Source organism: Halomonas sp. DP5Y7-2, from assembly GCF_019802025.1.
In the GTDB taxonomy this organism is placed as follows: domain Bacteria; phylum Pseudomonadota; class Gammaproteobacteria; order Pseudomonadales; family Halomonadaceae; genus Halomonas; species Halomonas litopenaei_A.
On record NZ_JAHVHY010000006.1, the window covers coordinates 230,892 to 243,090 of the forward strand.

10 protein-coding genes are annotated in these 12,199 nt (G+C 62.9%); 9 read left to right on the forward strand and 1 reads right to left on the reverse strand.

Annotation, left to right across the window (positions count from 1 at the left end):
* The first annotated feature begins 15 nt into the window (after window positions 1-15).
* The 8 genes from KUW18_RS13250 to acpS all read left to right on the forward strand — a co-directional run bounded on the left by KUW18_RS13250 (window position 16) and on the right by acpS (window position 8,319).
* Window positions 16-1,440 carry a DegQ family serine endoprotease gene (locus KUW18_RS13250; protein ID WP_222163049.1) on the forward strand — a complete coding sequence of 475 codons (1,425 nt, stop codon included), beginning with the start codon at window positions 16-18 and terminating at the stop codon, window positions 1,438-1,440.
* Window positions 1,441-1,650: 210 nt separating this feature from the next.
* The gene (gene lepA, locus KUW18_RS13255) at window positions 1,651-3,468 is read left to right on the forward strand and encodes a translation elongation factor 4 (protein WP_206937537.1); all 1,818 of its coding nucleotides are present in this window, start codon (window positions 1,651-1,653) and stop codon (window positions 3,466-3,468) included.
* A gap of 92 nt (window positions 3,469-3,560) precedes the next feature.
* Window positions 3,561-4,364, forward strand: coding sequence for a signal peptidase I (lepB, locus tag KUW18_RS13260; protein ID WP_206937539.1), 804 nt, complete (start codon window positions 3,561-3,563; stop codon window positions 4,362-4,364).
* A gap of 57 nt (window positions 4,365-4,421) precedes the next feature.
* Window positions 4,422-5,111, forward strand: coding sequence for a ribonuclease III (gene rnc / locus KUW18_RS13265; protein WP_222163050.1), 690 nt, complete (start codon window positions 4,422-4,424; stop codon window positions 5,109-5,111).
* Entirely contained in the window at window positions 5,108-6,007 is a 900-nt protein-coding gene (gene era, locus KUW18_RS13270; protein ID WP_206937566.1) for a GTPase Era, read from the forward strand. Before rnc ends, era begins: the two co-directional genes overlap by 4 nt.
* 62 nt (window positions 6,008-6,069) lie before the next feature.
* The gene (gene recO, locus KUW18_RS13275) at window positions 6,070-6,768 is read left to right on the forward strand and encodes a DNA repair protein RecO (protein WP_222163051.1); all 699 of its coding nucleotides are present in this window, start codon (window positions 6,070-6,072) and stop codon (window positions 6,766-6,768) included.
* Between the two features lie 294 nt (window positions 6,769-7,062).
* Complete coding sequence (gene pdxJ, locus KUW18_RS13280; RefSeq protein ID WP_222561615.1) at window positions 7,063-7,890, forward strand: pyridoxine 5'-phosphate synthase; 828 nt, start codon at window positions 7,063-7,065, stop codon at window positions 7,888-7,890.
* Window positions 7,891-7,917: 27 nt separating this feature from the next.
* Window positions 7,918-8,319: a holo-ACP synthase gene (acpS, locus tag KUW18_RS13285; RefSeq protein WP_222561616.1), complete on the forward strand. Its 402-nt coding sequence runs from the start codon at window positions 7,918-7,920 to the stop codon at window positions 8,317-8,319.
* On the opposite strand, the gene KUW18_RS13290 is transcribed toward acpS, so the two are convergent.
* The gene (locus KUW18_RS13290) at window positions 8,316-11,159 is read right to left on the reverse strand and encodes an ATP-binding protein (RefSeq protein WP_222561617.1); all 2,844 of its coding nucleotides are present in this window, start codon (window positions 11,157-11,159) and stop codon (window positions 8,316-8,318) included. The genes acpS and KUW18_RS13290 overlap by 4 nt on opposite strands.
* Before the next feature lie 143 nt (window positions 11,160-11,302).
* On the opposite strand from KUW18_RS13290, the gene cysM reads away from it, so the two are divergent.
* Window positions 11,303-12,199, forward strand: coding sequence for a cysteine synthase CysM (gene cysM, locus KUW18_RS13295; RefSeq protein ID WP_206937626.1), 897 nt, complete (start codon window positions 11,303-11,305; stop codon window positions 12,197-12,199).

The window sequence follows — 12,199 nt, forward strand, 5'->3', positions numbered from 1 at the left end:
TAGCAGGAGCCTTGCATGAAGCCGATGACTCGCACCCTGTCCACGTGGATGGCGCTGATGGTGGGCATGGTCGTAGCCCAATCCAGTCTGGCCAGGGATCTTCCCGATTTCACCGAGTTGGTCGAAGAGGCCGCCCCAGGCGTCGTCAATATTTCCACGACCCGCGTGACAGAGGGGTATTCAACGCCCTTTGGCAACTTTGGCGGTCAGGAGATTCCCGATATCTTCCGTCACTTCTTTGGGGATCGCTTTCCGGTACCCCCGGGCGGTGGCGGTGGTGGCCACACCGAAGAGCGCCAGTCGCTCGGTTCTGGTTTCGTGATCGATGCCGATGGCTACATCATGACCAATGCCCATGTGGTGGAGGGTGCCGACGAGATCATGGTTCGCCTCAATGATCGTCGGGATCTCAAGGCCGAACTGGTCGGTGCTGATGAGAAGACCGACGTGGCGGTGCTCAAGGTCGACGCCAGTGACCTGCCGACGCTGTCCCTAGGGGACTCCGATGACCTCAAGGTTGGCGAGTGGGTGGCGGCCATCGGCTCGCCCTTCGGCTTTGATCATTCGGTGACGGCGGGCATCATCTCTGCCATCAACCGCACCTTGCCGCGGGATGCCTATGTGCCCTTTATCCAGACGGACGTGGCGATCAACCCCGGCAATTCCGGCGGTCCGCTGTTTAACCTGGACGGCGAGGTGATCGGTATCAACTCGCAGATCTTCACCCGTAGCGGCGGCTTCATGGGCCTGTCGTTCGCGATTCCGATCAACGTGGCCATGGACATTGCCGATCAATTGCGTAGCGAAGGCCATGTCACCCGTGGTTGGCTGGGCGTGATGATTCAGCCGGTCTCCAAGGATCTGGCAGAGTCCTTTGGCATGGAGCGGCCAGAAGGCGCCTTGATCGCCGATGTCGACCCGGATGGTCCTGCCGCCCGGGACGGTCTGGAAGCGGGGGATATCGTGCTGGAAGTGGACGGCGAAGCCGTCGAGCGTTCCAGCAGCCTGCCGCGCTTGATTGGTCGCGTGGCCCCGGACAGTGAGGTTGAGCTGAGCGTGCTGCGTGGAGGAGATCGGCAAACCCTGACGGTCACCGTGGGCGACTGGCCTGAAGCGTTGGCTGGGGGCAGTGGTGAGTCCTCCAGCAGCGCCTCGCCGGCCCGTCTGGGGATTGCGGTGCAGGCGCTGACAGAGGCGGAGCTCGGCAAGTACGGCATCGACGCTGGTGTGCGGGTCAGCGATGTGGACCCCCGTGGCGTGGCGGCGGCTTCCGGTATTCGCCCTGGTGACATCATCGTCAGTGTGGATCAGACGCCGGTGGAAAGCGGCCGCCAGTTGAGCCAGCTGGTGCGTGAATTGCCCGCTGATCGTGCGGTGCCGGTACGCCTGTATCGCGATGGGCGCTCGCTGTTCGTGGCGCTGCGCCTGGCCGACGACTGAGCGCCAACAGGCATTTTTTGCTGGTGACGAACGCCCGGGTTCACCCCCGGGCGTTGTCGTCTTCTGCCACGCGACAACAGCCCGCCGATGCGGCTTGGGATGCGCGGGGCAGGGGATGCCGGTACAATGGCGCCAACTTTTTCTCGGCGTCACCCAGGCAAGGTTGTTCTCGTTGCCCTTCGGCGCGTTCTCAAGATGGAATCATCCAGCATGTCAGAACCTGATAACCGCAAGGTAATCAATAATATACGCAACTTCTCGATCATCGCGCATATTGACCATGGCAAGTCTACCCTGGCCGATCGCCTGATCCAGAACTGCGGAGGCCTGACCGAGCGTGAGCTCAAGGATCAGGTGCTGGATTCGATGGATCTGGAGCGTGAGCGCGGTATTACCATCAAGGCCCAGTCGGTGACGCTGGATTATCATGCCAATGATGGCCAGACCTACCAGCTCAACTTCATCGATACGCCAGGGCACGTCGACTTTTCCTATGAGGTGTCGCGTTCGCTGTACGCCTGTGAGGGCGCGTTGCTGGTGGTCGATGCCGCTCAAGGGGTGGAAGCTCAGTCCGTCGCCAACTGCTATACCGCCATCGAGCAAGGCCTCGAGGTGTTGCCGGTGCTTAACAAGATGGACCTGCCCCAGGCGGATCCGGACAAGGTGGCTCACGAGGTAGAGGAAATCATCGGCCTCGACGCGACCGATGCCTGCCAGGTTTCCGCCAAGAGCGGCATGGGCATTGACGCCTTGCTGGAGCGCCTGGTGCGCGACATCCCGCCGCCCAAGGGGGATCCCGAGAAGCCGCTGCAGGCGCTGATCATCGATTCCTGGTTCGATAACTACCTTGGCGTGGTATCCCTGGTCCGTATCTTCGATGGCGTATTGAAGAAGGGCGAGAAGATTCGCATTCTGTCGACCGGGCGTGACTGGCAGGCCAACGAGGTGGGGATCTTCACGCCGCTGCGCAAGGAAACCGATATCCTGCGCGCCGGCGAGGTGGGCTTTGTGGTAGCCGGTATCAAGGACATCCACGGGGCGCCGGTGGGGGATACGATTTCCCACGCCAAGACCCCTGACGTCAAGCGTCTGCCCGGGTTCCAGAAGGTCAAGCCTCAGGTGTACGCAGGCATGTTCCCGGTCAGCGCAGATGACTACGAGGACTTCCGTGACGCCCTGGAAAAGCTGGCACTGAACGATGCTTCGCTGGACTATGAGCCGGAAAACTCGGATGCCCTTGGCTTTGGTTTCCGCGTCGGCTTCCTCGGCACGCTGCACATGGAAATCGTTCAGGAGCGCCTGGAGCGCGAATACGACCTGGACCTGCTGACCACCGCTCCCACGGTGGTCTATGAACTGGGAATGAAGAACGGCGAGGTTCGCTACGTTTCCAACCCGTCGAAGCTGCCTGACATGGCGGACGTCGAAGAGATGCGTGAGCCGATCGTTCGGGCCAGCATCCTGGTGCCCCAGGAGTTTGTCGGCAACGTGATCAGCGAGTGCGAACTGCGCCGCGGTACCCAGAAGGACATGCTGTTCCTGGGCAGCCAGATCCAGCTGACCTACGAACTGCCGATGAGCGAAGTGGTCATGGACTTCTTCGATCGACTCAAGTCGATCTCCAAGGGCTATGCCTCACTCGAGTACAATTTCGAGCGCTTTGAAGCGGCCAAGCTGGTGCGTCTTGACGTCCTGATCAACGGTGATCGGGTCGATGCGCTGGCGGTCATCATCCATCGTGATCACGCCCACAGCCGCGGCCGGATCCTGGTGGAAAAGATGAAGGAGCTGATTCCCCGTCAGATGTTTGACGTGGCGATTCAGGCTGCCATCGGTGGTCAGGTGGTGGCGCGCTCGACCGTCAAGGCACTGCGCAAGAACGTCACCGCCAAGTGCTACGGCGGTGACATGACGCGTAAGAAGAAGCTGCTCGAGAAGCAGAAGGCCGGCAAGAAGCGCATGAAGCAGGTCGGTCGCGTGGAAATTCCTCAGGACGCCTTCCTCGCCGTACTCAAGGTGAACGACTAGCGTTCCCCTCGGGCGTGGTGCACGTCCCGGCGTAGTTGCCGGGGCCATCCGCCCGATCCCTATTGTCTATCAAGCCACCTGGAATGACTGATATGGACTTCTCCCTGTTGCTGGTGATCGCGGTTGCCGTCACTGGCCTGATCTGGCTGCTCGACCTGGTCTGGTGGCGTCCTCGCCGTCGAGCCCACACCGAGATGGCCGAAGCCGGCACCACCGAAGGGGTAGGCACCACAGCGCGGACCCTGGCCAGCAAGGAACCCTGGCCGGTGGACTATGCCAGGTCCTTCTTTCCAGTGCTGCTGGTGGTGCTGGTGCTCAGAAGCTTTGTGGTGGAACCGTTTCAGATTCCCTCGGGCTCGATGCGTCCGACCCTCGAGATCGGCGACTTCATTCTGGTCAACAAGTTTACCTACGGCCTTCGGCTTCCGGTGAGCAATACCAAGGTGCTGGACGTCAACGAGCCGGAGCGGGGAGACGTGATGGTGTTCCGCTTTCCCCAGGATCCCTCGGTGAATTTCATCAAGCGGGTCGTGGCGGTGCCGGGAGATACCCTGCGCTACGTTGACAGGCAGCTTTACGTCAATGGCGAGGCCGTGCCCAAGACGTTGCTTGACGATGCTCCCGACAGTGCTCCAGGCGAGCTGCTGTTCTCCGAACAGCTGGGCGAGCATCAGCATCAGATCTACAATAATCCTCGTGCTACTAGCCCGTTGGTCCATGATGTGGTCGTGCCTGAAGGCATGTACTTTGCCATGGGTGACAACCGGGACCATTCCAATGACAGCCGCTATTGGGGCTTCATCCCCGAAGAAAACATCGTCGGCAAGGCCTTCGCAGTGTGGATGCATTGGGACGGTGGATTGCCGAGTTTCGCCAGCGTGCGGTCGATTCCTTGATCGCATCCTGGCGGCCAGGTGTCCCCATCGTCAGATTACAGAATTAACAGGAGCGTCGTGAGCAATCCCCTGATTCCCTTCAGTCGCCGAATTGGCCATGATTTCCAGAACCCCGATCTTCTGGAACTGGCCATGACCCACCGCAGTTACGGTGGTCGAAATAACGAGCGCCTCGAGTTCCTCGGTGACTCGATCGTCAACTTTGTCATTGCCGAGGCCTTGTTTGCCCGTTTCCCTGAAGCTCGGGAAGGGCAGTTGTCGCGTCTGCGGGCCCGCCTGGTGAAGGGACAGACGCTGGCGGAACTGGCCCGGGAGATGCGCTTCGGGGAGTGTCTGCGCCTGGGCTCCGGCGAGATGAAGAGCGGCGGCCATCGCCGCGAGTCGATTCTGGCCGACGCCGTCGAAGCGGTGATCGGCGCCATCTATCTGGATGCGGGTATGGACACGGTCAGAAGCCGTGTGCTGGCCTGGTTCGAGGAACGTCTGGGGCGTATTGACCTCAAGGAGTCCCAGAAGGACCCCAAGACCCGCCTGCAGGAATTTCTGCAGTCCCGTCAGGCGCCGCTGCCGCGTTACGAGGTGACCTCGGTGGAGGGTGAGGCGCATGCCCAGACCTTTACCGTCGAATGCCACGTCGAGATGCTCGACGAACACACGACCGGCACCGGAGCCAGCCGCCGCCACGCCGAACAAATGGCGGCAGAAAGCGCCTTGAAGCGTCTTGACCCGAAGGGAGCCAGCGCATGAGCCAGACCTGTGGATTTGTGGCCATTGTCGGTCGACCCAACGTCGGCAAGTCGACGCTGATGAATCGCATTCTTGGCCAGAAGATATCGATCACGTCACGTCGCCCGCAGACGACGCGCCATCAGGTGCTCGGGATCAAGACCGAAGGCGAAGCCCAGACGATCTTCGTGGATACGCCAGGTATCCATATTCTCGGCAAGGATCGCAACAAGGCCATCAACCGCTTCATGAACCAGGCGGCGGTACAGGCCCTGCGTGATGTGAACTGCGTGGTGTTCCTGGTCGATCGTACGCGCTGGACGGAAGAAGACCAGATCGTGCTGGACCGTCTGGCCAACGTGAAGGCACCGGTCATCCTGGCGGTCAACAAGGTGGATCGTCTGCAGGACAAGGCGTCATTGCTGCCTTGGCTCGCGGAGCTTGGCAACAAGCGTGAGTTTGCCGCCGTTGTGCCGATTGCTGCCCAACACGGCACCAACGTGCCCGAGCTTGAGGCCGAGATCGACAAGCACCTGCCTGAAGGCATTCACTACTTCCCGGAAGACCAGGTTACCGACAAGAGCATGCGCTTCCTGGCCGCCGAGATGGTGCGCGAGAAGGTCATGCGTCAGTTGGGTGATGAGCTGCCCTACCAGATGACGGTGGAGATCGAGGAGTTTCGTGACGAGGCCCGGGTGGTGCACATCAGCGCGCTGATCCTGGTGGAACGCCAGGGGCAGAAGAAGATCCTGATTGGCGAGAGCGGCGATCGGATCAAGAAGATTGGCCGCGAAGCCCGACTGGACATGGAACGGGCGCTCGACAAGAAGGTCATGCTCAACCTGTGGGTCAAGGTGAAGCGTGGCTGGTCCGATGACGAGCGAGCGCTGAAGAGCCTCGGCTACGACCTCGACTGAAGCCCTCCGCCGCCGGCCAGGCCGGCGGCCCCTTCGCTGCCTCTTTTCGGACGCGACGCGACATGCAGCCGCAACCCGCCTTTCTCTTACACAAGCGACCCTATCGCGAGACCAGCGCCCTGGTCGAATTGCTGACCCTGGACCACGGCCGCGTGCGCGCCGTGGCTCAGGGCGTGCAGCGTCCCAAGAGCCGAGCACGCGGTCAGCTGCAGCCGTTCGCCCCATTGCACCTGACCTGGCAGGGGGAGCGTGAGCTGAAGCGCCTGAGACTGATGGAGTCTCGCGGCCCAGCGGCAATGCTGGTGGGTGAGGGGTTGCTGTGCGGTTTGTATGCCAACGAGCTGCTGACGCGCCTGCTGCCGGTGGAGTTTCCCGTGGCCCAGGTCTTTGCGTTCTATGCCTCGGCCGTCGACGCACTGGCCGTGCCCGCCAGCCGCGCGTCAGCTCTGCGCCGCCTGGAATACGCCCTGCTTGATGCGCTGGACGCCTTGCCTCGCTTTAGCGTGGCGAGCGGTGCCAGTCTGGATCCTCAGGCTCGCTATCGATTTGATGCCGCGAGCCGAACCTTTGTGGCCGCGGACAGCGGGCTTGATGGTCGCACCCTGAAGCTGCTGTCGTCTGCCGACTGGGGCGAGCCTGGCCTTGCCGGTCCCGCCAAGGTCCTCAGCAGGGCAGCCCTGGCCCCTTTGCTGGGGGACCGACCGCTGCGCTCGCGCGGGTTGATGGTGTCCATGGCGCAACGGCGCCGGCAACAGCCTTGAGCGCTTTGGGCAACAGCCTTGAGCGATACGGGATATAGCGAGCCCTGAGCGTTGTGGGATACGGCCTTGAGCGTTGTGGGATACAGCCTTGAGCGTTGTGAGAAACAGCCTTGAGCGTTGTGGGATACAGCCCTGAGCGTTGAGAGAAACAGCCCTGAGCGGTACTGATGCTCGCCCTGAACCTCGCAAGCGATCGATGCATGGGGGTGATACCATGCGCGCTAGAGCAGCGCGTTCGGCTTGCCGGTACCGGTGATGGCGCGCCGCTCATCACCCTCTAGACGGAGAACTCTGATGCACCCCCCAAGACTGCTGCTGGGCGTCAACATCGATCACATTGCCACTCTGCGTCAGGCCCGAGGAACTCGCTACCCTGATCCGGTCCAGGCTGCCTTGTTGGCAGAAGAGGCGGGTGCCGACGGGATTACCGTGCATCTACGTGAGGACCGTCGCCATATTCAGGAGCGTGACGTACGTGTGTTGGCAGAAGTGCTCAACACGCGCATGAACCTCGAGATGGCGGTGACCGAGGAGATGCTGGCCCTGGCCGAGGAGGTCCGTCCGGCACACGTCTGCCTGGTGCCCGAGAAGCGCGAAGAACTGACCACCGAAGGTGGCTTGGATGTGGTCGGTCAGTTTGACGCGGTCAAGGCCGCCTGCGAGCGTCTGGCAGCGGTGGGCTGCGAAGTGTCCCTGTTCATCGATGCCGATCCCGACCAGATTGCCGCTGCCCAGCGTGCCGGGGCGCCGGTGATCGAGCTGCACACCGGGGCCTACGCGGAAGCGACATCGGACCTGGAGTCACGCCGCGAGTATCAGCGTATCGTGGCTGGCGCCGAGATGGCCGTGGAGCTGGGGCTGATCGTCAATGCGGGACATGGTCTGCATTATCACAATGTGGAGGCGGTGGCGGCCATTCCCGGGCTGCACGAACTTAACATCGGTCACGCCATCATCGCGCGCGCGCTGTTTGTGGGGCTCAAGGAGGCCGTGGCAGAGATGAAACGGTTGATGCTGTCGGGCTACGAGGCCGGCTTGGTGGCGGCCATCGAGGAGTTTGACCACGATCACGACCACGACCACGACCACGACCACGACCACGACCACGACCATGCCCATTGATGTCAGCGTGTCAGGGGGGCGCGGCTGATGATTCTCGGAATCGGTACCGACATCGCGCGGATTGAGCGCTTCGAGGCCGCCGTGGTCCGCCATGGGCCGCGCTTTGCCCAGCGTATCCTGGGGCCCAAGGAACTGTTGCGCTATCCCCATGTCCCGCGCCCCAGCGCCTACCTGGCCAAGCGTTTTGCGGCCAAGGAGGCATGGGTCAAGGCGCTGGGCACGGGTCTGCGCCAGGGCATGCGCTGGACCGAGATCGAGGTCGTCAACGATGCTCTTGGGCGCCCCCATATTGCGCTGTCGGGAGAAGCCCTGCGCCTTGCGGGGGAGGCCGGCATGTCGCGCTGCCATCTGTCCTTGAGCGATGAAAGCGATGTGGTGGTCGCCTTCGTCGTGATCGAAGCCGGCGACGTCTCCAGGCGGCCAGACTAGCGGTGTGACTCGCGGTTCCCTGGGGCTTCCAGGGGCACTTCGCCGGAGGCTGCCTGCCAGCGTTCGACCTGTTCCATCGCGTGTTGCAGGCTGGGTAGCAGGGGGCGGACGTCGTCGATACCGCGGGAGCGCAGGCGCGTCTCGAGGGTCTCGACCAGCAACGCCATGCGCGGTACGCCGCAGTATCGGCAGGCACCGTTCAGCGCATGGATGGCGTCGAGCAGGGCTTCCTCGTTCTCGTCCTCCAGTGCCGCCTGAATCTCCTGGCGGGTCTGCTCGAGGGAGGCCGCCAGGGTCGCCAGCAGTTGACGCGCCAGGGGCTCGCGTCCCCCCGCCAGTCGCGCTCCCAGCGCGATATCGATGTCCGGCAGGTCTTCTTCGCGGGTGGGTGCAGTGGGGGGCGCTTGCGGTGTCTCTTCCTCCAGTCCACTCCCCAGTCTGAGTGTCAGCAGCTCATCGAGTCGGGTCGTATCCAGCGGCTTGATCAGTACGTCATTCATGCCGTTGGCCAGCAATTCCCTCCGCTGGCTCTCGAGTACGTGGGCGGTCACCGCGATAATCGGTCGTTCGGCCCACTCGGCACTGAGTTGCCGGATCGCACGGGCTGTCTCCACGCCATCCATGCCGCCCATGCGAATGTCCATCAGTACCAGGTCATAGAGTTGCTGTTGGGCGAGCGCCAGAGCCTCTTCGCCGCTGCTGGCCAGGGTAACCCGTCGCCGCGGGCTTTCCACCAGCTCGCGCAGCAGCAGTCGGTTGGTTTCGCTGTCGTCCACCACCAGTAGCTGTGCCGTCTCGCTGGTTGCGTGATCGTCACTAGCGACAGCGCCGCCGGGCTGTGGTGTTGCTGCGTCGCTGTCGATCTCTGTCTGACGGTCCCGTGGCGCGTTCGCCGGTCCAGCGGTGCCGGCAGCGTGGTCGACTGTCAGTGCCTGCTCGTTGGCCGGAGGTGGCAGGGCGGCCTCCGGTGCAGGCAGTGCCGTCACCGAAGGCGTCTTGGTCAGGGCGATGATCGGTTCCAGCGCGTTGGCCAGCGCCTGGCGTGCGAGGGGCTTTGACAGCACTCGCACATGCTGCGGTAGCTCCAGCGCCGGGATGTCCGGCAGGCCCGCGTTGATCAACAGCAGGGTGGGGCAGCTGCGGCCATTCAGTCGCTCACGCAGTTGGACGAGCTCTGGGCCTTCCAGCTCCTCGACAGGTATCGCCTCGAGCGCCAGGTGCGCCTGCTGTGGGCTCTCCACGACGCGGCCTTCCCATTGGTTGAGCAAGTGCAGCAGGGCGCGGCGGGTGGCGCCGTGGGGTTCCTCGACAAAGATCGGCATCTGGTCAAGGGACAGCTCTGGCGTGCGGCTGCCTCCCGTGATGCCGGCCAAGGGCAGGGTGAAGTGAAAGGTCGAGCCCCGTCCAGGACTGCTGTCGACGCCGATGATGCCGCCCATCTGTTCCACCAGCTGGCGCGATATGGCAAGCCCCAGACCCGTCCCGCCGTACTGGCGGGTATGGCTCGCAGCGGCCTGACGGAAAGCCTGAAACAGACGTCGTTGTTGGCTGTCACTGAGTCCGATACCGGTGTCACTGACGCTGATCCGAAGCTTCATGGGCTCATGCTGGGTGTCTTCGACCATGACCCTGACGATGATATCGCCGCGCTCGGTGAACTTGATGGCGTTGTTGACCAGGTTGGTGACGATCTGACGGATGCGCAGGGGATCACCAATGAACTCCTCTGGCACGTCATCGTAGACCAGGCTCAGCAGCTGCAGGCCTTTTTGCTGAGCCAGCGGGGCCTGCAGTCCCAGCACTTCGTCGACCAGCGACTGAATGTCCACCGGCACGTTTTCCAGAATCAGCTTGCCCGCTTCCAGCTTGGAGAAGTCCAGCACATCGTTGACCAGAGACAGCAGGTTGTCGCAGGCGCGCTGTACCTGATCGAGCCACTCCCGTTGGCGGGTGTCGAGAGAGGAGCGACCAATCAAGCGGCAGAAGCCGATAATGCCGTTCAGGGGGGTGCGAATCTCATGGCTCATGTTGGCCAGGAATTCCGATTTCACGCGGTTGGCCTCCACCGCCTGTCGGTGGGCGAGATCCAGCTCGATGTTCTGCACCTCGATGGTTTCCATCGACTCCTGCAATTCTGCAGTGGCGTGCTCAATCTGCTGTTGAAGGTCGTCTCTCGCCTGGGCCTGGTGGTCGATCAAGGCGTTGACACGACTGCCCAGCGCCGCCAGCTCCCGAGGCTGGTCCAGGGCAAGATGGCTAGGCTGGCGGCCTGCGGCCAGCTGATCCAGCAGGTGGGAAATGTCGTCCATGGGCCGGGTCAGGCGTCGGCTCAGGGTCAGCGCGACCAGAAACAGCAGCAGCCCACTGACCAGCAGCGCCACCGCGGCTCTGGCCAGGTGGCTGTAGGTGGCCAGCAGCAGGAGTGATGCGTCGACGTCGAGGATCAGGTAGGCGGCGGTGACGCCTGGGACCGGCACCGTCATCACCCATTGGCGGTAGTGTCTGGTCAGTTGGGCCTGGCCCCCTGGGGTGGCGTCCAGAGCGGCCCCTCGCAGGCGTCCAAGCTCAATTACGCTCTGGTCGCGATGGATCAGGCGCAGTGCGCGAATGCTGGTGATATCCATCAACCGGTTGGCCGCGGCCTGCACCCCCGGCGTATCCCCCAGCGACAGCGCCGAGCCGAGCGTCGGCGCGACCAGCTGGGTGGCGGTAACCAGGTTCTGTTCCAGTGCCGATTGACGCAGGTCATGCTGTTGCTGCACGGTCAGGCCGACGGCCAGGCTGAGCAGCACCAGCGGCAGCCCCACCAGGGCCAGCATCAACCTTGTCTTCACGCTCATGGCACAGTCCTTGCCGAGTTACAGGCGTGCCGGGGCGGGAACCCGTCACGGCGCACGTTCCATGTCACCCCAAGTGAGCACGCCTGTCCAGTCGCGAGGGGCGTCGATATAATGGCCGCAGACGACGTTACAAGGAAAGCGTGATGGATTTCCCCTATCTCGAACAGCTGGTGGGTCATACGCCGCTGGTTCGGCTCAAGCGAATCACCGCAGGTCGCAACAATGTGTTGCTGGCCAAGCTGGAAGGCAACAACCCGGCGGGGTCGGTCAAGGATCGGCCCGCGCTGTCGATGTTCGACGAAGCCGAGCGGCGCGGCGATATTGCCCCGGGAGACACCCTGATCGAGGCGACCTCCGGCAACACGGGTATCGCCTTGGCGATGGTGGCCGCGATGAAGGGCTATCGCATGGTTCTGATCATGCCGGAGAGTGCGTCGAGTGAGCGTAAGCAGGCGATGGCAGCCTACGGTGCGGAGCTGATCGAGGTCAGCAAGGAAGGTGGCATGGAGGCGGCCCGAGACCTGGCCGACACCATGGTCGCCAAGGGCGAGGGCAAGGCACTGGACCAGTTTGCCAATCCCGACAATCCGCTCGGTCACTACCGCACCACGGGACCAGAGCTGTGGCAGCAGACCGATGGTCAGATCACGCACTTCGTCAGTTCCATGGGGACCACCGGGACCATCATGGGCGTTTCTCGCTATCTCAAGGAGCAGCGCGACGACATCCAGATCATCGGCCTGCAGCCGGAGGACGGTGCCAGCATCGCCGGTATCCGTCGTTGGCCAGCGGCGTATCTGCCGAAGATTTTCGAGCCAGAACGGGTGGATCGGGTGCTCGATATTGGCCAGCAGGAGGCCGAGGTTCACATGCGCCGCCTGGCCCGCGAGGAGGGCATTCTTGCCGGAGTGTCTTCCGGTGGCGCCCTGGCGGGCGCCCTGCGGGTGGCAGAGCAGGTCGAGAACGCCGTGATCGTGTTTATCGTCTGCGACCGGGGTGATCGCTACCTGTCCACCGGCCTGTTGGCTCCGGAGGCTTGA